18 protein-coding genes and 2 tRNA genes are annotated in these 20,846 nt (G+C 53.5%); 18 read left to right on the forward strand and 2 right to left on the reverse strand.

Features of this window, described 5'->3' with window-relative positions:
• Nucleotides 1–56: 56 nt before the first annotated feature.
• Nucleotides 57–533 carry a transcription elongation factor GreA gene (greA, locus tag ACOTXF_RS14710; protein WP_003861815.1) on the forward strand — a complete coding sequence of 159 codons (477 nt, stop codon included), beginning with the start codon at nt 57–59 and terminating at the stop codon, nt 531–533.
• Between the two features lie 151 nt (nt 534–684).
• Here greA and yhbY read toward each other — a convergent pair whose 3' ends face one another.
• Nucleotides 685–978, reverse strand: a complete 294-nt coding sequence (yhbY, locus tag ACOTXF_RS14715) for a ribosome assembly RNA-binding protein YhbY (RefSeq protein ID WP_047746924.1) — start codon at nt 976–978, stop codon at nt 685–687.
• A 127-nt stretch (nt 979–1,105) separates the two neighbouring features.
• Here yhbY and rlmE point away from each other — a divergent pair, with 127 nt between their 5' ends.
• The 6 genes from rlmE to ACOTXF_RS14745 all read left to right on the forward strand — a co-directional run bounded on the left by rlmE (nt 1,106) and on the right by ACOTXF_RS14745 (nt 6,698).
• Entirely contained in the window at nt 1,106–1,732 is a 627-nt protein-coding gene (gene rlmE, locus ACOTXF_RS14720; RefSeq protein WP_003861812.1) for a 23S rRNA (uridine(2552)-2'-O)-methyltransferase RlmE, read from the forward strand.
• 102 nt (nt 1,733–1,834) lie between these two features.
• The gene (gene ftsH, locus ACOTXF_RS14725; RefSeq protein WP_013098921.1) at nt 1,835–3,769 is read left to right on the forward strand and encodes an ATP-dependent zinc metalloprotease FtsH; all 1,935 of its coding nucleotides are present in this window, start codon (nt 1,835–1,837) and stop codon (nt 3,767–3,769) included.
• Nucleotides 3,770–3,867: 98 nt separating this feature from the next.
• On the forward strand, nt 3,868–4,716 hold the full coding sequence (gene folP, locus ACOTXF_RS14730) for a dihydropteroate synthase (protein WP_008501468.1): 849 nt from the start codon (nt 3,868–3,870) through the stop codon (nt 4,714–4,716).
• A complete protein-coding gene (gene glmM, locus ACOTXF_RS14735; protein ID WP_021242257.1) occupies nt 4,709–6,046 on the forward strand; it encodes a phosphoglucosamine mutase in 1,338 nt (445 codons plus the stop codon). The genes folP and glmM overlap by 8 nt, the downstream gene beginning before the upstream one ends.
• 223 nt (nt 6,047–6,269) lie before the next feature.
• Nucleotides 6,270–6,602: a preprotein translocase subunit SecG gene (gene secG / locus ACOTXF_RS14740; protein WP_021242256.1), complete on the forward strand. Its 333-nt coding sequence runs from the start codon at nt 6,270–6,272 to the stop codon at nt 6,600–6,602.
• 9 nt (nt 6,603–6,611) lie between these two features.
• A tRNA-Leu gene (locus ACOTXF_RS14745) sits at nt 6,612–6,698 on the forward strand.
• Between the two features lie 178 nt (nt 6,699–6,876).
• On the opposite strand, the gene argG is transcribed toward ACOTXF_RS14745, so the two are convergent.
• Entirely contained in the window at nt 6,877–8,223 is a 1,347-nt protein-coding gene (argG, locus tag ACOTXF_RS14750; RefSeq protein WP_023294661.1) for an argininosuccinate synthase, read from the reverse strand.
• A 287-nt stretch (nt 8,224–8,510) separates the two neighbouring features.
• Between argG and ACOTXF_RS14755 the strand changes: the two genes are divergently transcribed.
• The 11 genes from ACOTXF_RS14755 to ACOTXF_RS14805 all read left to right on the forward strand — a co-directional run bounded on the left by ACOTXF_RS14755 (nt 8,511) and on the right by ACOTXF_RS14805 (nt 20,808).
• A tRNA-Met gene (locus ACOTXF_RS14755) sits at nt 8,511–8,587 on the forward strand.
• A gap of 207 nt (nt 8,588–8,794) precedes the next feature.
• The gene (gene rimP, locus ACOTXF_RS14760; RefSeq protein ID WP_014833432.1) at nt 8,795–9,247 is read left to right on the forward strand and encodes a ribosome maturation factor RimP; all 453 of its coding nucleotides are present in this window, start codon (nt 8,795–8,797) and stop codon (nt 9,245–9,247) included.
• Nucleotides 9,248–9,275: 28 nt separating this feature from the next.
• Nucleotides 9,276–10,778 (forward strand): transcription termination factor NusA, encoded by a 1,503-nt coding sequence (nusA, locus tag ACOTXF_RS14765; protein ID WP_003861798.1) that lies wholly within the window; start codon nt 9,276–9,278, stop codon nt 10,776–10,778.
• A 24-nt stretch (nt 10,779–10,802) separates the two neighbouring features.
• On the forward strand, nt 10,803–13,490 hold the full coding sequence (gene infB / locus ACOTXF_RS14770) for a translation initiation factor IF-2 (protein WP_008501472.1): 2,688 nt from the start codon (nt 10,803–10,805) through the stop codon (nt 13,488–13,490).
• An 89-nt stretch (nt 13,491–13,579) separates the two neighbouring features.
• Entirely contained in the window at nt 13,580–13,984 is a 405-nt protein-coding gene (gene rbfA, locus ACOTXF_RS14775; protein ID WP_003024988.1) for a 30S ribosome-binding factor RbfA, read from the forward strand.
• Nucleotides 13,984–14,934 carry a tRNA pseudouridine(55) synthase TruB gene (truB, locus tag ACOTXF_RS14780; RefSeq protein WP_047746887.1) on the forward strand — a complete coding sequence of 317 codons (951 nt, stop codon included), beginning with the start codon at nt 13,984–13,986 and terminating at the stop codon, nt 14,932–14,934. Before rbfA ends, truB begins: the two co-directional genes overlap by 1 nt.
• A 154-nt stretch (nt 14,935–15,088) precedes the next feature.
• Nucleotides 15,089–15,358: a 30S ribosomal protein S15 gene (gene rpsO / locus ACOTXF_RS14785; protein WP_003861789.1), complete on the forward strand. Its 270-nt coding sequence runs from the start codon at nt 15,089–15,091 to the stop codon at nt 15,356–15,358.
• Nucleotides 15,359–15,600: 242 nt separating this feature from the next.
• Entirely contained in the window at nt 15,601–17,739 is a 2,139-nt protein-coding gene (gene pnp, locus ACOTXF_RS14790; RefSeq protein ID WP_008501475.1) for a polyribonucleotide nucleotidyltransferase, read from the forward strand.
• 108 nt (nt 17,740–17,847) lie between these two features.
• Entirely contained in the window at nt 17,848–18,732 is an 885-nt protein-coding gene (gene nlpI, locus ACOTXF_RS14795; protein WP_008501476.1) for a lipoprotein NlpI, read from the forward strand.
• A 107-nt stretch (nt 18,733–18,839) separates the two neighbouring features.
• Nucleotides 18,840–18,920, forward strand: a complete 81-nt coding sequence (gene yrbN / locus ACOTXF_RS14800; protein ID WP_100122156.1) for a protein YrbN — start codon at nt 18,840–18,842, stop codon at nt 18,918–18,920.
• Nucleotides 18,913–20,808, forward strand: coding sequence for a DEAD/DEAH family ATP-dependent RNA helicase (locus tag ACOTXF_RS14805; protein WP_021242253.1), 1,896 nt, complete (start codon nt 18,913–18,915; stop codon nt 20,806–20,808). The genes yrbN and ACOTXF_RS14805 overlap by 8 nt, the downstream gene beginning before the upstream one ends.
• Nucleotides 20,809–20,846: the final 38 nt, after the last annotated feature.

A 20,846-nucleotide genomic window follows, 5' to 3' on the forward strand; every position in this document is an offset into this window, starting at 1 on the left:
GGTGGGCTGGAGCAGGGAACACTGCTCCCAACAGGAATGTTTAAGAGGTATAACAAATGCAAGCTATTCCGATGACCTTACGTGGTGCCGAAAAACTGCGCGAAGAGCTGGATTTTCTGAAATCCGTACGTCGCCCTGAAATCATCGCCGCTATCGCGGAAGCCCGTGAGCATGGCGACCTGAAAGAGAACGCTGAATACCACGCCGCGCGTGAGCAGCAGGGCTTCTGTGAAGGGCGTATTAAAGATATCGAAGCAAAACTGTCCAATGCACAGGTTATCGATATCACCAAAATGCCGAATAATGGCCGTGTGATTTTTGGTTCAACCGTTACCGTGCTGAACCTGGACAACGACGAAGAGCAGACCTATCGCATCGTGGGTGATGATGAAGCTGACTTCAAACAGAACCTGATTTCGGTGAACTCACCGATTGCTCGCGGCCTGATTGGCAAAGAGCAGGACGATGTTGTCACCATTCGCACCCCTGGCGGTGAAGTGGAATACGAAATTATTAAGGTTGAATACCTGTAATTCGCTTCTCTACTAAGATGTTGATACATTGTAAAGAAAAGAAAAAGGCCGCGTAGCGGCCTTTTATCAACTCAAGGAGCATGGCATTTTGCTCGCCTGCTGACAGAAATCCCTCGTTTCACACAGAAAATGTGTTTAATTCAGGATATCCTTAACGTGGCAGCGAGATTTTACGCTCTATAGATGGGCGGTAGAGCACCAGCGTTTTACCGATGACCTGTACATTACAGGCGCCGGTTTCGCGCACGATGGCTTCCACGATCAGGTTTTTAGTGTCTCTGTCTTCAGAGGCGATTTTCACCTTGATCAGCTCGTGGTGTTCCAGCGCTTGTTCAATCTCGGCAAGCACCCCTTCGGTCAAACCATTGTTGCCAAGCATCACTACAGGCTTGAGCGGATGTGCCAGACCTTTAAGGTGCTGTTTTTGTTTAGTACTCAGATTCATCGTATATTTTTGCTTACGTTGGGATTGAAAACGGTTCATTCTACCGCCATCTCCCTAATATCGCCAAATAGCTGCGTAGAAATTTACGTCACAGGCAAGTAACGATGAACCAGGACGGAAATGTTAAATGACAGGTAAAAAGCGTTCTGCCAGCTCCAGCCGCTGGCTTCAGGAACACTTTAGCGATAAATATGTTCAACAGGCACAGAAAAAGGGGTTGCGTTCCCGTGCCTGGTTTAAACTTGATGAAATACAGCAAAGTGACAAACTTTTTAAGCCGGGGATGACGGTTGTTGACCTCGGTGCGGCACCTGGCGGATGGTCCCAGTATGCGGTAACGCAGATCGGCGGAACGGGCCGAATCATCGCGTGCGATCTTTTACCAATGGATCCCATCGTCGGTGTCGACTTCCTTCAGGGCGACTTTCGTGATGAATTAGTGCTGAAAGCGTTACTTGATCGTGTAGGTGACAGTAAGGTCCAGGTTGTCATGTCAGATATGGCACCAAATATGTGCGGAACACCGGCGGTGGATATCCCCCGCGCCATGTATCTGGTGGAGCTAGCGTTAGAAATGTGTCGTGATGTACTAGCGCCTGGTGGTAGTTTTGTTGTGAAGGTGTTTCAGGGCGAAGGTTTCGAGGAGTATCTTAAGGAAATTCGCTCCCTGTTTGCGAAGGTCAAAGTTCGTAAGCCGGACTCTTCCCGGGCCCGTTCCCGTGAAGTGTATATTGTAGCGACCGGGCGAAAATGATAACCGGGAGATTTCAGACGAAAGTTTGAATGAAACTGGATATAGAGTATCCTGACGCTGTTTTTAACACAGTTGTAATATGAGGTTAATCCCTTGAGTGACATGGCGAAAAACCTAATACTCTGGCTGGTCATTGCCGTTGTGCTGATGTCAGTATTCCAGAGCTTTGGGCCCAGCGAGTCGAATGGCCGCAAGGTGGATTATTCTACCTTCCTGCAGGAGGTCAATCAGGACCAGGTTCGCGAAGCGCGTATCAACGGACGTGAGATCAACGTTACCAAGAAAGATAGTAACCGTTACACGACTTACATCCCGGTGAACGATCCTAAGCTGCTTGATAACCTTCTGACCAAAAACGTCAAAGTGGTAGGCGAGCCGCCAGAAGAACCGAGCCTGTTGGCTTCTATCTTCATTTCCTGGTTCCCGATGCTGCTTCTTATCGGCGTCTGGATCTTCTTTATGCGCCAGATGCAGGGCGGCGGTGGCAAAGGTGCCATGTCGTTCGGTAAGAGCAAGGCGCGTATGTTGACGGAAGATCAGATCAAAACCACGTTTGCAGACGTCGCCGGGTGTGACGAAGCGAAAGAAGAGGTGGGTGAACTGGTTGAATACCTGCGCGAGCCGAGCCGTTTCCAGAAGCTGGGCGGTAAGATCCCGAAAGGCGTCCTGATGGTCGGCCCTCCGGGTACCGGTAAGACCCTGCTGGCGAAAGCCATCGCGGGTGAAGCGAAGGTACCGTTCTTTACTATTTCAGGTTCTGACTTCGTTGAAATGTTCGTGGGTGTTGGTGCATCTCGTGTGCGTGACATGTTCGAGCAGGCCAAGAAGGCAGCACCGTGCATTATCTTCATCGATGAAATCGACGCCGTAGGCCGCCAGCGTGGCGCAGGTCTGGGCGGTGGTCACGATGAACGTGAACAGACGCTGAACCAGATGCTGGTTGAGATGGACGGCTTCGAAGGTAACGAAGGTATCATCGTTATCGCGGCAACTAACCGTCCGGACGTACTTGACCCGGCGCTGCTGCGTCCAGGCCGTTTCGACCGTCAGGTTGTTGTCGGTCTGCCGGATGTTCGCGGTCGTGAACAGATTCTGAAAGTCCACATGCGTCGCGTACCGCTGGCGCCAGATATCGACGCGGCAATCATTGCGCGCGGTACTCCGGGCTTCTCCGGTGCGGATCTCGCTAACCTGGTCAACGAAGCTGCACTGTTTGCCGCTCGCGGTAACAAGCGCGTCGTGTCGATGGTGGAGTTCGAGAAAGCGAAAGATAAGATCATGATGGGTGCGGAACGTCGCTCCATGGTGATGACGGAAGCGCAGAAAGAATCCACGGCTTACCACGAAGCGGGTCACGCGATTATCGGTCGCCTGGTGCCGGAACACGATCCGGTGCATAAAGTGACGATTATTCCGCGCGGTCGTGCGCTGGGTGTGACCTTCTTCCTGCCTGAAGGCGATGCGATCAGCGCCAGCCGTCAGAAGCTGGAAAGCCAGATCTCAACCCTGTACGGCGGTCGTCTGGCGGAAGAGATTATCTACGGTCCGGAACATGTTTCTACCGGTGCGTCGAACGACATTAAAGTGGCGACAAACCTGGCGCGTAACATGGTGACTCAGTGGGGCTTCTCCGACAAACTCGGTCCGCTGCTCTATGCAGAGGAAGAGGGCGAAGTGTTCCTGGGCCGCTCCGTGGCAAAAGCGAAACATATGTCCGATGAAACGGCTCGTATCATCGACCAGGAAGTGAAAGCGCTGATTGAACGTAACTACGGTCGCGCGCGTCAGATCCTGAATGACAACATGGACATTCTGCATTCCATGAAAGATGCGCTCATGAAATATGAGACCATCGATGCACCGCAGATTGACGACCTGATGGCGCGCCGCGAAGTGCGTCCGCCAGCAGGCTGGGAAGACCCAGGCGCTTCCAATAACTCTGACAACAATGGTACCCCGCGTGCGCCGCGTCCGGTTGATGAACCGCGTACGCCAAACCCGGGCAACACCATGTCAGAACAGTTGGGCGATAAGTAAGTCACTGCTGTTGAAGCGTTTGTTTGTACCTCAAACCCTGGAGCTTGCTCCGGGGTTTTTCATTTCTGTTTAACCATTTAGATATCAGGGATTTCGCCATGAAATTATTCGCTCAGGACTCGCATCTCGATCTTTCACATCCCCATGTGATGGGGATCCTGAATGTTACCCCTGACTCCTTCTCTGACGGCGGCACGCATAACACGCTTATCGAGGCGGTTAAGCATGCGAATTTAATGATTAATGCAGGTGCCACCATCATTGACGTTGGCGGCGAATCGACGCGTCCCGGTGCGGCGGACGTGTCTGTGGAAGAAGAGCTGGCGCGCGTGGTGCCGGTCGTTGAAGCAATCGCGCAGCGGTTTGAAGTGTGGATCTCAGTAGATACCTCCAAACCGGAAGTGATCCGAGAAGTGGCGAAAGTGGGCGCTCACATTATCAATGATATTCGTTCACTTACCGAGCCGGGAGCGATTGAGGCGGCTGCGGAAACCGGGCTGCCGGTTTGCCTGATGCATATGCAGGGGCAACCGAAAACCATGCAGGACGCGCCGAAGTATGACGATGTCTTTGCCGACGTAAATCGCTTCTTTATTGAGCATATCGAACGTTGTGAACGTGCCGGTATCCCAAAAGAGAAATTGCTGCTCGACCCGGGGTTCGGTTTCGGTAAAAATCTCTCACACAACTATGCGCTGCTTGCGCGCTTATCGGAATTTCATCACTTTGGCCTGCCGCTGCTGGTGGGAATGTCGAGAAAGTCGATGATTGGCCAGTTGCTGAATGTAGGCCCGAGCGAACGCCTGAGCGGCAGCCTGGCCTGCGCGGTGATTGCGGCAATGCAGGGTGCGCACATCATTCGTGTCCATGACGTCAAAGAAACAGTAGAAGCCATGCGTGTGGTGGAAGCCACACTGGCAGCGAAGGAAAACAAACGCTATGAGTAATCGTAAATATTTTGGTACCGACGGTATCCGTGGGCGCGTAGGCGATGCTCCCATCACCCCTGATTTTGTCCTGAAGCTCGGCTGGGCTGCCGGCAAGGTTCTGGCGCGTCATGGCTCACGTAAAATTATCATCGGTAAAGACACCCGTATTTCCGGCTATATGCTGGAATCCGCGCTGGAAGCGGGGCTGGCGGCGGCTGGACTGTCCGCCTCTTTTACAGGCCCAATGCCAACGCCTGCGGTCGCGTATCTGACGCGCACCTTCCGTGCGGAAGCGGGGATTGTCATCTCGGCCTCTCACAACCCGTTCTACGACAACGGCATTAAATTCTTCTCTATTGATGGCACCAAGCTGCCGGATGAGGTGGAAGAAGCCATTGAAGCTGAAATGGAAAAAGAGATCACCTGTGTTGATTCCGCCGAGCTGGGTAAAGCGAACCGTATCGTTGATGCGGCGGGTCGCTATATCGAATTCTGTAAAGGCACCTTCCCGAATGAGCTGAGCCTGGCGCACCTCAAAATTGTGGTGGACTGCGCAAATGGCGCGACCTACCACATTGCCCCGAATGTCTTCCGCGAGCTCGGTGCGAAAGTGATCGCCATTGGCTGTGAGCCGGATGGTCTGAACATCAACGAGCAGGTCGGTGCGACGGACGTTCGTGCCCTGCAGGCGCGCGTTCTGGCAGAAAAAGCCGATCTGGGCATTGCGCTGGACGGCGACGGTGACCGCGTGATCATGGTTGATCACGAAGGTAACAAGGTCGACGGCGACCAGATCCTCTACATTATTGCGCGTGAAGGTCTGCGTCAGGGTCAGCTGCGCGGCGGTGCGGTCGGGACGCTGATGAGTAACATGGGCCTGGAACTGGCGCTGAAACAGCTCGGTATTCCGTTCGTTCGCGCGAAAGTGGGTGACCGCTATGTGCTGGAAAAATTGCAGGAGAAGGGCTGGCGTATCGGCGCTGAGAATTCAGGTCACGTGATCCTGCTCGACAAAACCACCACCGGTGACGGTATTGTGGCCGCGTTGCAGGTGGTTGCCGCCATGGCGCGCAACCATATGAGCCTGCACGATCTGTGCAGCGGCATGAAAATGTTCCCACAGATCCTCGTAAACGTACGTTTCACTGCCGGCAAAGGCGATCCGCTGGAAAATGAGAACGTGAAAGCGGTGATGGCTGACGTTGAAGCGGCCCTGGGCAGCCGTGGACGCGTGCTGCTGCGTAAGTCTGGTACTGAACCGCTGATCCGCGTGATGGTGGAAGGCGAAGACGAAGCGCAGGTAACCGAATTTGCGCACCGTATTGCGGATGCTGTTAAAGCTGCATAATCTTGCACGCTAAATGTTTAAAAAGGCGGCGTTTGCCGCCTTTGTTTTAAGCAATTAATGGCTTTTTGCTGTTTTTTTCCGCAGTTGATACAATGCGTCGAAAATGCCCTTGCGAAGGTGATTCGCTTTGGTTAGTATTCACACCCGCTTCAGTGGGAAACAGAAATCCTGCTAATTGGTCGAAGCATTGGTATGCGGCAAATCCGCAAGGAACAGGTTGATTATGTACGAAGCTCTTTTAGTTGTTTTCCTTATTGTAGCCATCGCTCTCGTAGCGTTGATTATGCTGCAGCAAGGTAAAGGCGCTGATATGGGAGCCTCCTTCGGAGCAGGCGCTTCCGGTACGCTGTTCGGTTCAAGTGGTTCTGCGAACTTCATGACCCGCACGACGGCGATTCTGGCGACGCTGTTCTTCATCATCAGTCTGGTGCTTGGCAATATCAACAGCAACAAGACCAGCAAAGGAAGCGAGTGGGAAAACCTGAGCGCGCCAGCAAAAACTGAGCAGACTCAGCCAGCTGCACCGGCTAAGCCAACCAGCGATATCCCGCAGTAAGTATTCCGTACCGAGGTGGTGGAATTGGTAGACACGCTACCTTGAGGTGGTAGTGCCCTAACGGGCTTGTGGGTTCGAGTCCCATCCTCGGTACCAATATTCCAGAAGAAAGACGTCGAAAGACGTCTTTTTTTCGTCTGTAGCTTTTGCCGTTCGTAGGCCCGGTAAGCGCAGCGCCACCGGGCAAAATGGCGGGTGGCGCTGCGCTTACCCGCCCTACAAAAGCCGAACAAAAAGGCGCCCATTGGGCGCCTTTTGCATGTTTCATTATCGATTATTTCTTATCGCTGTGTTCCAGGTTTTCAACCTGCGGCAGGCCGTTACCTGAATTCGCAGAGAGCAGGCCATTCTCAACATAGTTGAACAGCTTCTCACGGGTATCGGTGATGTCCAGGTTACGCATGGTCAGCTGGCCAATACGATCGTCCGGTGAAAACACTGACTCACCTTTCTCCATGGTCAGACGCTCTGCTTTATAGGTCAGGTTATCAGACACGGTGTTCAGGATGGAGTAGTCGTTACCGCGACGCAGTTCCAGGGTCACTTCACCGGTAATTGCACTCGCCACCCAACGCTGAAGCGCATCACGCAGCATCAGCGCCTGCGGATCGAACCAGCGGCCCTGATACAGCAGTTTGCCCAGCTGACGGCCATGAGAGTGATACTGCTCAATGGTGTCTTCGTTGTGAATACCAGTCAGCAGACGCTCGTAAGCAATATGCAGCAGCGCCATTCCCGGAGCTTCATAGATGCCACGGCTTTTCGCTTCGATGATACGGTTTTCAATCTGATCGCTCATGCCCAGGCCGTGACGACCACCAATACGGTTAGCTTCCAGCATCAGCTCAACGTCATCAGAGAAGGTTTTGCCGTTCAGCGCAACCGGATGACCACGTTCGAAACGCACGGTCACTTCTTCTGCCGGGATCTTCACGTTCTCATCCCAGAACTTCACGCCCATGATTGGGTTAACGATCTTCACGCTGGAGTTCAGGAATTCCAGGTCTTTTGCTTCGTGCGTCGCACCCAGCATGTTGGAGTCGGTGGAGTAGGCTTTCTCGACGGACATCTTATAGTCAAAGCCGCAGGCGATCATAAACTCGGACATCTCATGACGACCACCCAGCTCGTCGATGAAGTCGGTATCCAGCCACGGTTTGTAGATCTGCAATTCGGCGTTGGTCAGCAGGCCATAACGATAGAAACGTTCAATATCGTTGCCTTTATAGGTGCTGCCATCACCCCAGATGTTGACGCCGTCTTCTTTCATGGCGGCAACCAGCATGGTACCGGTGACCGCACGGCCCAGCGGAGTGGTGTTGAAATAGGTCAGGCCGCCGGTGGTGTTATGGAATGCACCACACTGAATCGCCGCGATACCTTCCGCGACCAGTTGCTTACGGCAGTCAATCAGGCGCGCGTTCTCTGCACCATACTCTTTCGCGCGACGAGGAATAGCATCATAGTCGTCCTCATCCGGCTGACCCAGGTTCGCAGTATAAGCATACGGAACCGCTCCCTTCTGGCGCATCCACAGCAGTGCAGCGCTGGTATCCAGGCCACCTGAGAAAGCGATGCCAATACGTTGTCCTACCGGAAGATGCTTGAGAATCGTCGTCATAGAATAAAACCCTGCTTGATTGACTGATTAGAGACCGCTTTCGCTCTCTTGTGCATTTTTATGCAAAATAAGTGAGTATTCATTTAATCATCTTTTGGCGAAGACCGGAAGAGACTCGTGCGTTTTTTGTAAAAATTTTGGTCTGATCGATCTGGCGGAAGTCGCCTTGACAGGTGGGGTCAACTATCAATATACTAAACGCCGATTTTACGTCCCGTCTTCGGTACCAAATCCCAGCATTATTTGCAAATTCTGTCCAAAACGCGTAGAATTTGCCACGTTTCAGGCGCGGGGTGGAGCAGCCTGGTAGCTCGTCGGGCTCATAACCCGAAGGTCGTCGGTTCAAATCCGGCCCCCGCAACCACTTTCCCATAAAGTTCTTTTTCAAATATACTGTGAAGACTTAGAGCCTTCGTAGCTGGATTTGAAAAAATTCTTTCGGAGAGTGCTCCAGGCCACAGTTGTGGCTATAGGGTTCAGTTATCTAAAGCCCCGATTTATCGGGGTTTTTTGTTATCTGACTACAGAATAACTGGGCTTTACGCCCTTTTTTTATGTCTTGGGGGTGGGCTTGTCCACATTAGAGCAAAAATTAACAGAGATGATTACTGCACCGGTCGAAGCACTGGGCTACGAACTGGTCGGCATCGAATTCGTTCGCGGCCGTACATCGACGCTGCGCATCTATATTGATAGTGAAGATGGCATCAATGTTGATGATTGTGCTGATGTCAGCCACCAGGTGAGTGCGGTTCTTGATGTTGAAGACCCAATTACCGTTGCGTACAACCTGGAAGTTTCCTCACCTGGCCTCGATCGCCCGATGTTCACGGCCGAGCACTATGTGCGCTTTACCGGTGAAGAAGTGGCTCTCGTTCTGCGTATGGCCGTACAGAACCGCCGTAAATGGCAGGGAATTATCAAAGCCGTTGATGGTGAAATGATCACGGTGACAGTCGAAGGCAAAGATGAAGTGTTCGCGCTGAGTAATATCCAGAAGGCGAACCTGGTTCCCCACTTTTAACAGTCTGGATTGAGGTGAAAAGCCCGCGATGAACAAAGAAATTTTGGCTGTTGTTGAAGCCGTCTCCAACGAGAAATCACTGCCGCGTGAGAAGATTTTTGAAGCGCTGGAAAGTGCACTGGCTACAGCAACCAAGAAAAAATACGAACAAGAGATCGATGTTCGCGTAGAAATCGATCGTAAAAGCGGTGACTTCGATACATTCCGTCGTTGGGTAATCGTTGAAGAAGTGACCCAGCCGACTAAAGAGATCACGCTGGAAGCCGCCCGTTTTGAAGACGAAAGTCTGAACGTGGGTGACTACGTTGAAGATCAGATTGAGTCTGTGACCTTCGACCGTATCACTACCCAGACCGCTAAACAGGTTATCGTGCAGAAAGTGCGCGAAGCCGAGCGCGCGCTGGTTGTCGATCAGTTCCGCGATCAGGAAGGCGAAATCATCACTGGCGTGGTGAAGAAAGTGAACCGCGACAACATCTCCCTGGAGATCAAATCCGAAGGGTTGCCGGGTAACGCTGAAGCCGTGATCCTGCGTGAAGATATGCTGCCGCGTGAAAACTTCCGTCCGGGCGACCGTATTCGTGGTGTTCTGTACGCTGTGCGTCCAGAAGCTCGCGGTGCGCAGCTGTTCGTGACCCGTTCTAAACCAGAAATGCTGGTAGAACTGTTCCGTATCGAAGTACCGGAAATCGGTGAAGAAGTTATCGAAATTAAAGCGGCGGCTCGCGATCCGGGCTCCCGTGCGAAAATTGCGGTGAAAACCAACGACAAGCGTATCGACCCGGTCGGTGCTTGCGTCGGTATGCGCGGTGCGCGTGTCCAGGCAGTTTCTACTGAGCTGGGCGGCGAACGTATTGATATCGTTCTGTGGGATGACAACCCGGCGCAGTTCGTGATCAACGCAATGGCTCCGGCTGATGTGGCGTCTATCGTTGTTGACGAAGACAAACACACCATGGATATCGCTGTTGAAGCGGGCAACCTGGCGCAGGCAATCGGCCGTAACGGTCAGAACGTACGCCTGGCGTCACAGCTGAGCGGCTGGGAACTCAACGTCATGACCGTTGATGACCTGCAGGCTAAGCATCAGGCTGAAGCCCATGCGGCGATCGATACCTTCACCAAATACCTGGATATTGACGAAGATTTCGCCACTGTTCTGGTTGAAGAAGGTTTCTCTACGCTGGAAGAACTGGCCTATGTGCCAATGAAAGAGCTGCTGGAAATTGACGGTCTGGATGAACCAACCGTTGAAGCCCTGCGTGAACGCGCTAAAAACGCACTGACCACCCTGGCACTGGCTCAGGAAGAAAGCCTTGGCGATAAGAAGCCGGCTGATGACCTGCTGAATCTGGAAGGTCTTGATCGTGCGATTGCGTTCAAGCTGGCTGCCCGTGGTGTTTGTACGCTGGAAGATCTCGCTGAACAAGGCGTTGATGACCTGGCTGATATCGAAGGTTTAACCGACGAGAAAGCCGGCGAGCTCATCATGGCCGCACGTAATATTTGCTGGTTCGGCGACGAAGCGTAATAAACTGTAGCAGGAAGGAACAGCATGACTGATGTAACTGTAAAATCGCTGGCTGCTGAGATTCAGACCTCCGTGGACCGCCTGGTACAGCAATTTGCTGATGCAGGGATCCCGAAGTCCGCTGATGACTCGGTGACCGCGCAAGAAAAACAAACCTTGTTAACGCACCTGAACCGTGAACACGGCTCTACGCCTGACAAGTTAACGCTGCAGCGCAAAACGCGTAGCACGTTAAACATCCCTGGTACCGGTGGCAAAAGCAAATCGGTACAAATTGAAGTCCGCAAGACGCGCACCTTTGTAAAACGTGATCCGCAAGAGGCAGAACGCCTTGCGGCGGAAGAGCAGGCACAGCGTGAAGCGGAAGAACAAGCTCAGCGTGAGGCGGAAGCAGCCGCTAAACGTGAAGCAGAATTAAAAGCTGAACGTGAGGCCGCAGAAAAAGCGAAACGCGACGCAAGTGATAAAGTGAAGCGTGACGCTGCGGAAAAAGACAAAGTGAGCAATCAACAGACAGACGAAATGACCAAAACCGCCCAGGCTGAAAAAGCCCGCCGTGAAAATGAAGCTGCCGAGCTGAAGCGTAAAGCGGAAGAAGAAGCCCGCCGTAAGCTGGAAGAAGAAGCTCGCCGCGTCGCCGAAGAAGCGCGTCGCATGGCAGAAGAAAATGAGAAGAACGGTGTTGATACCGCTGAGCAGTCTGAAGACACCAGCGACTATCACGTGACCACTTCTCAGCACGCACGTCAGGCTGAAGATGATAACGACCGTGAAGTAGAAGGCGGCCGTGGCCGTGGTCGTAATGCAAAAGCAGCGCGTCCGGCGAAAAAAGGCAACAAGCACGCGGAATCCAAAGCTGACCGTGAAGAAGCACGTGCGGCTGTTCGCGGTGGTAAAGGCGGCAAGCGTAAAGGTTCCGCTCTGCAGCAGGGCTTCCAGAAGCCGGCTCAGGCCGTTAACCGTGACGTTGTGATCGGCGAAACCATTACCGTTGGCGAACTGGCGAACAAGATGGCGGTTAAAGGCTCTCAGGTCATCAAAGCAATGATGAAGCTGGGCGCTATGGCAACCATCAACCAGGTGATCGATCAGGAAACTGCGCAGCTGGTTGCGGAAGAGATGGGCCACAAAGTTATCCTGCGTCGTGAAAACGAGCTGGAAGAAGCAGTAATGAGCGACCGTGACACAGGTGCTGCGGCAGAACCGCGCGCACCGGTAGTGACCATCATGGGTCACGTTGACCACGGTAAAACCTCGCTGCTTGACTACATTCGCTCTACCAAGGTTGCCTCTGGCGAAGCGGGTGGTATTACCCAGCACATCGGTGCATACCACGTAGAAACTGACAACGGTATGATCACCTTCCTGGATACCCCAGGCCACGCCGCGTTTACCTCCATGCGTGCTCGTGGTGCTCAGGCGACGGATATCGTTGTTCTGGTTGTTGCTGCAGACGACGGCGTCATGCCGCAGACCATCGAAGCTATCCAGCACGCGAAAGCAGCGGGTGTGCCGGTTGTGGTTGCAGTGAACAAGATCGATAAGCCAGAAGCGGATCCCGATCGTGTTAAAAACGAACTTTCCCAGTACGGTATCCTGCCGGAAGAGTGGGGCGGCGAAAGCCAGTTCGTACACGTGTCTGCGAAAGCGGGTACCGGTATCGACGAACTGCTGGACGCGATCCTGCTGCAGGCCGAAGTTCTGGAGCTGAAAGCCATCCGTAACGGTATGGCGAGCGGTGCGGTTATCGAATCCTTCCTGGATAAAGGACGTGGCCCTGTTGCTACCGTTCTGGTTCGTGAAGGTACACTGCATAAAGGTGATATCGTTCTGTGCGGTTTCGAATACGGTCGCGTTCGTGCGATGCGTAACGAACTGGGTCAGGAAGTGCTGGAAGCAGGTCCGTCCATTCCAGTGGAAATCCTGGGTCTGTCCGGCGTTCCGGCTGCTGGTGACGAAGTGACCGTTGTGCGTGACGAGAAGAAAGCGCGTGAAGTGGCACTGTATCGTCAGGGCAAATTCCGTGAAGTTAAACTGGCTCGTCAGCAGAAATCTAAACTCGAGAACATGTTTGCCAACATGACCGATGGCGAAGTTCACGAAGTGAACATCGTTCTGAAAGCCGACGTTCAGGGTTCTGTGGAAGCGATCTCCGACTCCTTGCTGAAACTGTCTACCGACGAAGTGAAAGTGAAGATCATCGGTTCTGGCGTAGGTGGTATCACCGAAACCGACGCGACCCTGGCTGCTGCCTCCAACGCTATCCTGGTTGGCTTCAACGTTCGTGCGGATGCCTCTGCGCGTAAAGTCATTGAATCCGAAAGCCTGGATCTGCGTTACTACTCCGTCATCTATAACCTGATCGACGAAGTGAAAGCAGCGATGAGCGGTATGCTGTCTCCTGAGCTGAAACAGCAGATCATCGGTCTGGCTGAAGTACGTGACGTGTTCAAATCACCGAAATTCGGTGCGATCGCGGGCTGTATGGTTACCGAAGGTAACATCAAGCGTCACAACCCAATCCGCGTACTGCGTGACAACGTGGTTATCTATGAAGGCGAGCTGGAATCCCTGCGCCGCTTCAAAGATGACGTTAACGAAGTCCGTAACGGCATGGAATGTGGTATCGGCGTGAAGAACTACAACGACGTTCGCGTTGGCGATATGATCGAAGTGTTCGAGATCATCGAAATTCAGCGTACCATCGCTTAATTTCCGATTGTAAGCCGGGATCGCCTCGCGCCACCCGGCAATAATTTCAAAAAGGGGCTTTAGCCCCTTTTTTGTCTGGAGAATTTATTATGGCGAAAGAATTTGGTCGCCCTCAGCGCGTAGCGCAGGAAATGCAGAAAGAGATCGCACTCATTCTGCAACGTGAAATCAAAGACCCGCGCGTCGGCATGATGACCACCGTTTCCGGTGTGGAAATGTCCCGCGATTTGGCCTACGCAAAAGTGTTCGTCACCTTCCTGAACGATCAGGACGAAGCCGCAGTGAAGAACGGCATTAAAGCGCTGCAGGAAGCCTCTGGTTTCATCCGCTCTCTGCTCGGCAAAGCGATGCGCCTGCGTATCGTGCCTGAACTGACCTTCTTCTACGACAACTCGCTGGTCGAAGGTATGCGTATGTCCAACCTGGTGACCAGCGTGGTTAAACATGACGATGAGCGTCGTGTTAACCCGGCGGACGACAGCAAGGAGGACTGATGAGTCGTCCTCGTCGTCGTGGTCGCGACGTGCATGGTGTGCTGCTGCTGGATAAACCCCAGGGCGCTTCCAGCAACGACGTGCTGCAAAAAGTGAAGCGTATTTTTAACGCCAACCGAGCGGGCCACACCGGCGCGCTCGATCCGCTGGCAACCGGCATGCTGCCGATCTGCCTGGGAGAGGCGACAAAGTTTTCCCAGTATCTGCTCGACTCCGATAAGCGTTACCGCGTTATCGCTAAGCTGGGCCAGCGTACGGATACCTCCGACGCGGATGGTCAGGTCGTGGAAGAGCGTCCGGTGACCTTCAGTGCGGAGCAGCTTGATGCGGCGCTGGAGAGCTTCCGTGGGGAGACGATGCAGGTGCCGTCGATGTATTCGGCGCTAAAGTATCAGGGCAAAAAACTCTACGAATATGCGCGCCAGGGCATTGACGTCCCGCGTGAAGCCCGTCCGATTACCGTGTATGAGCTGCTCTTTATTCGCCACGAAGGTGATGAGCTGGAGCTGGAAGTACACTGTTCGAAAGGGACCTATATTCGCACCATCATTGATGACCTCGGTGAAAAGCTGGGCTGCGGCGCGCATGTGATTTACCTGCGTCGCCTTGCGGTGAGCAAGTACCCGGTGGAGCGAATGGTGACCATGGAACATCTGCGCGAGCTGGTTGAACAGGCTGAAGCGCAGGGGATCGCGCCGGCAGATTTGCTGGATCCGTTGCTGATGCCGATGGACAGTCCGGCTGCGGACTTCCCGGTTGTTAATCTTCCTTTAACATCGTCCGTTTACTTTAAGAACGGCAACCCGGTTCGTACGTCAGATGCGCCGCTGGAAGGCCTGGTACGTGTGACCGAAGGTGACGAAGGGAAATTCATCGGCATGGGCGAAATGGATGGCGAAGGGCGCGTTGCGCCGCGTCGTCTGGTCGTCGAATATCCGGTCGACGCGTGACGGTAATAACGGCTCACCTTGCGATAAGCAGGGGAGACGAGTAGAATATCGCCGCTTAACGCCTGGTAAATTGTTTAACAATCTGCGGGGCGTACATGGGATTGCTGAATTAGAGATCGGCATCCTTACATTCTTTATACTTTGGAGTTTGAAAATGTCTCTAAGCGTTGAAGCTAAAGCTAAAATCGTTTCTGAGTTTGGTCGTGGTACTAACGACAGCGGTTCTACCGAAGTTCAGGTTGCACTGCTGACTGCACAGATTAACCACCTGCAGGGTCACTTTGCAGAGCACAAAAAAGATCACCACAGCCGTCGTGGTCTGCTGCGTATGGTTTCTCAGCGTCGTAAACTGCTCGACTACCTGAAACGTAAAGATGTTGCACGCTACACCGCGCTGATCGAGCGTCTGGGTCTGCGTCGCTAAGTCTTGCGAGTTTCAGAAAAGGGGGCCTGATGGCCCCTTTTTTCAAGCAGACGGCAGCAATTCACTGGAAACTATTGTATTGTTGCTATAAATGATCTTCATTGCAGAGGTTCGCGCGGCTAATGAGAGGCTTCACCCAGGGGGGTGTTGGTTGTCATTAGTCGCGAGGATGCGAAGAAGGTCGGGTCAAATCGACAGCACACCGGTGGTGTGCTGTCAAACATTTAAGAAAGGACAGAACTTTGCTGAATCCGATCGTTCGTAAATTCCAGTATGGTCAACATACCGTCACGCTGGAAACCGGCATGATGGCACGTCAGGCGACTGCTGCCGTTATGGTAAGCATGGATGACACCGCGGTATTCGTTACCGTTGTGGGCCAGAAAAAAGCTAAACCAGGTCAGGACTTCTTCCCGCTGACCGTTAACTACCAGGAGCGTACCTACGCTGCCGGTAAAATCCCGGGTGGTTTCTTCCGTCGTGAAGGCCGTCCAAGCGAAGGCGAAACCCTGATCGCGCGTCTGATTGACCGCCCGGTTCGCCCGCTGTTCCCGGAAGGCTTCGTCAACGAAGTGCAGGTTATCGCGACCGTTGTTTCCGTTAACCCACAGGTTAACCCGGACATCGTAGCGATGATCGGTGCGTCCGCAGCCCTGTCACTGTCTGGTATTCCATTCAATGGTCCAATCGGTGCCGCGCGCGTGGGTTACATCAACGACCAGTACGTGCTGAACCCAACTCAGGAAGAGCTGAAAGAAAGTAAGCTGGACCTGGTGGTTGCGGGTACCGAAGCCGCTGTGCTGATGGTTGAATCCGAAGCTGAACTGCTGAGCGAAGATCAGATGCTGGGCGCTGTGGTCTTCGGCCATGACCAGCAGCAGGTTGTTATCCAGAACATCAACGACTTGGTGAAAGAAGCCGGTAAACCACGTTGGGACTGGCAGCCAGAAGCGGCCAACGACGCGCTGAACGCACGCGTTGCTGCACTGGCAGAATCTCGTCTGAGCGATGCATACCGCATCACCGACAAACAGGAGCGTTACGCTCAGGTTGATGTGATCAAATCTGAAGTAACCGCGACCCTGGTTGCCGAAGACGAAACGCTGGACGCTAACGAAATTGGCGAAATCCTGCACGCTATCGAGAAAAACGTTGTTCGTAGCCGCGTTCTGGCTGGCGAGCCGCGTATCGATGGCCGTGAAAAAGACATGATCCGTGGTCTGGATGTGCGTACTGGCGTGCTGCCACGTACTCACGGTTCTGCGCTGTTCACCCGTGGTGAAACGCAGGCGCTGGTTACCGCGACCCTGGGTACAGCCCGTGACGCGCAGATCATCGACGAACTGATGGGCGAGCGCACTGACAGCTTCCTGTTCCACTACAACTTCCCTCCGTACTCCGTAGGTGAAACCGGCATGGTTGGCTCACCGAAGCGTCGTGAAATTGGTCACGGTCGTCTGGCGAAGCGCGGCGTGCTGGCAGTCATGCCAGAAGCAGACAAATTCCCGTACACCGTACGTGTGGTGTCTGAAATCACCGAATCCAACGGTTCTTCTTCCATGGCTTCCGTGTGCGGTGCCTCTCTGGCGCTGATGGATGCAGGCGTGCCAATCAAAGCCGCCGTTGCGGGTATCGCAATGGGCCTGGTGAAAGAAGGCGACAACTATGTTGTTCTGTCTGACATTCTGGGCGACGAAGACCACCTTGGCGATATGGACTTCAAAGTGGCGGGTTCCCGCGACGGTATCTCTGCGCTGCAGATGGATATCAAAATTGAAGGTATCACCAAAGAGATCATGCAGGTTGCGCTGAACCAGGCTAAAGGTGCACGTCTGCACATCCTGGGCGTGATGGAACAGGCTATCAACGCGCCACGCGGTGATATCTCTGAATTCGCACCGCGTATTCACACCATCAAGATCAATCCAGACAAGATCAAAGATGTTATCGGTAAGGGCGGTTCCGTTATCCGTGCATTGACCGAAGAGACCGGCACCACGATCGAAATCGAAGATGACGGTACTGTGAAGATCGCAGCAACCGACGGCGAGAAAGCGAAATTCGCGATCCGTCGCATCGAAGAAATCACTGCAGAAATCGAAGTGGGCCGCGTCTATGCAGGTAAAGTGACCCGTATCGTTGACTTTGGTGCGTTCGTTGCCATCGGTGGCGGTAAAGAAGGTCTGGTTCACATCTCTCAGATCGCTGACAAGCGCGTTGAGAAAGTGACCGATTACCTGCAGATGGGTCAGGAAGTGCCGGTTAAAGTTCTGGAAGTCGATCGCCAGGGCCGTATCCGTCTGAGCATTAAAGAAGCAACCGAGCAGTCTCAGCCAGCTGCTGCGCCAGAAGCACAGGCAGCAGAACAGCAAGGCGAGTAAGTTGCCATTTGCCCTCCGCTTTGCGGAGGGCCTATTATCAGGCAGGACGCCTTGTTAAGCCGCCGGGGGACAGGACGTTCATCCAATAGTTGTCTTCGGGAGTGGGAAATGAAGCCTTTTTTGCGCTGGTGTTTCGTTGCGACAGCTTTAACGCTGGCAGGATGCAGCAACTCTGCCTGGCGTAAGAGCGAAGTCCTCGCAGTGCCATTGCAACCGACTTTGCAGCAGGAAGTGATCCTGGCACGCATGGAACAAATACTTGCCAGTCGGGCTTTAACCGATGACGAACGCGCACAGCTTTTATATGAGCGCGGAGTGTTGTATGATAGTCTCGGTCTGAGGGCATTGGCGCGAAATGATTTTTCACAAGCGCTGGCTATCCGACCTGATATGCCTGAAGTATTCAATTACTTAGGCATTTATTTAACGCAGGCAGGCAATTTTGATGCTGCCTATGAAGCGTTTGATTCTGTACTTGAGCTTGATCCAACTTACAACTACGCGCACTTGAATCGCGGTATCGCATTGTATTACGGCGGTCGTGACAAGTTAGCGCAAGATGATCTGCTGGCGTTTTATCAAGACGATCCTAATGATCCTTTCCGTAGCTTGTGGCTTTACATCGTTGAGCGGAAGCTCGATGAGAAGCAGGCAAAAGAGGCACTGAAACAGCGCTTCGATAAATCGGACAAGGAACAGTGGGGATGGAACATTGTCGAGTTCTACCTGGGCAACATTAGCGAAGCAACGCTGATGGAACGCCTCAAGGCGGACGCAACGGATAACACCTCGCTCGCTGAGCATCTCAGTGAAACCAACTTCTATTTAGGTAAGTACTACCTAAGTCTGGGGGATAAGGACAGCGCTACGGCACTGTTCAAATTAGCGGTCGCTAACAACGTACACAACTTCGTTGAGCACCGTTATGCATTGTTGGAATTATCGCTCTTGGGCCAGGAGCAAGACGACCTGGCAGAATCGGACCAGCAATAGCTGACGACATAAACATCAGCCCGTAATCTTTTGATTGCCATCACCTTAACTGGTGAGGGCGTTGTTGTTCGTCAATACACCTACTTTGAGCCGGTTCACACTTTTCAATGAAAATTGCTAATCATTTTCACGATGAGCTAAGTAGACTGGCCGCCATTGACATTGAGGCACTCGTACTACATGGCTGAATTCGAAACCACTTTTGCAGATCTGGGCCTGAAGGCTCCTATCCTTGAAGCCCTTAACGATCTGGGTTACGAAAAACCATCTCCGATCCAGGCTGAGTGTATCCCACACCTGCTTTCTGGTCGTGACGTGCTGGGCATGGCCCAGACTGGTAGCGGTAAAACTGCAGCGTTCTCGCTGCCGCTGCTGAACAACATTGATCCGGACCTGCGTGCACCGCAGATCCTCGTTCTGGCTCCAACTCGTGAACTGGCTGTTCAGGTTGCAGAAGCCATGACGGAATTCTCTAAACATATGCGCGGCGTAAACGTGGTTGCCCTGTACGGCGGCCAGCGTTATGACGTGCAGTTACGCGCCCTGCGCCAGGGCCCACAGATTGTTGTCGGTACGCCGGGCCGTCTGCTGGATCACCTGAAGCGCGGTACCCTGGACCTCTCTAAACTGAGCGGTCTGGTACTGGATGAAGCAGATGAAATGCTGCGTATGGGCTTCATCGAAGACGTTGAAACCATCATGGCGCAGATCCCGGACGGTCATCAGACCGCGCTGTTCTCTGCCACCATGCCGGAAGCGATTCGTCGTATCACCAAACGCTTCATGAAAGAACCTCAGGAAGTGCGTATTCAGTCCAGCGTAACCACTCGCCCGGACATCAGCCAGAGCTACTGGTCTGTATACGGCATGCGTAAAAACGAAGCGCTGGTACGTTTCCTGGAAGCGGAAGATTTTGATGCGGCGATTATCTTCGTTCGTACCAAAAATGCGACCCTGGAAGTGGCTGAAGCCCTGGAGCGTAGCGGCTACAACAGCGCAGCGCTGAACGGCGACATGAACCAGGCCCTGCGTGAGCAGACTCTGGAGCGTCTGAAAGACGGTCGTCTGGATATCCTGATTGCAACCGACGTGGCAGCACGTGGTCTGGACGTTGAGCGTATCAGCCTGGTTGTTAACTACGACATCCCGATGGATTCCGAGTCTTACGTTCACCGTATCGGCCGTACCGGTCGTGCGGGTCGTGCTGGCCGTGCGCTGCTGTTCGTTGAGAACCGCGAGCGTCGTCTGCTGCGTAACATCGAACGCACCATGAAGCTGACCATTCCAGAAGCGGACCTGCCAAACGCAGAGCTGCTGGGCAAACGCCGTCTGGAAAAATTCGCCGCCAAAGTACAGCAGCAGCTGGAAAGCAGCGATCTGGATCAGTACCGTGCGCTGCTGTCGCAGATTCAGCCTGTTGCTGAAGGCGAAGAGCTGGACATGGAAACCCTGGCTGCAGCTCTGCTGAAAATGGCTCAGGGCGAACGTAGCCTGATCGTGCCACCAGATGCACCGATGCGTCCTAAGCGTGAATTCCGTGACCGTGACGACCGCTTCGAACGTCGTGGCGACCGTAACGATCGTGGCCCACGTGGTGACCGTCCAGAGCGTGGTGGTGAAGACCGTCCTCGTCGTGAACGTCGCGACGCAGGCGATATGGAACTGTACCGCATTGAAGTGGGCCGTGATGATGGTGTTGAAGTTCGTCACATCGTTGGCGCTATCGCTAACGAAGGCGACATCAGCAGCCGTTACATTGGTAACATCAAGCTGTTCGCATCCCACTCTACCATCGAGCTGCCGAAAGGCATGCCGGGTGAAGTACTGCAGCACTTTACGCGTACCCGCATCCTGAACAAGCCGATGAACATGCAGCTGCTGGGCGATGCACAGCCACGCCCTGACCGTGGCGGCGAACGTCGTGGCGGTGGTCGCGGTTTCGGCGGCGAGCGTCGTGAAGGCGGTCGCAGCGAAGGTCGCGGTGGTGAAGGTCGTCGTTTCTCCGGCGAGCGCCGTGAAAGCCGTGGCCCGCGTCGTGAAGAAGGCACCAGCCGTCGTCGTTTCGGTGACGCGTAAGCCTTACGCTTCTGACGTAAAGTAAAATATACAGCCCC

The sequence above is a fragment of the Enterobacter cloacae complex sp. IR53041 genome (assembly GCF_049238285.1).
Classification (GTDB): domain Bacteria; phylum Pseudomonadota; class Gammaproteobacteria; order Enterobacterales; family Enterobacteriaceae; genus Enterobacter; species Enterobacter roggenkampii.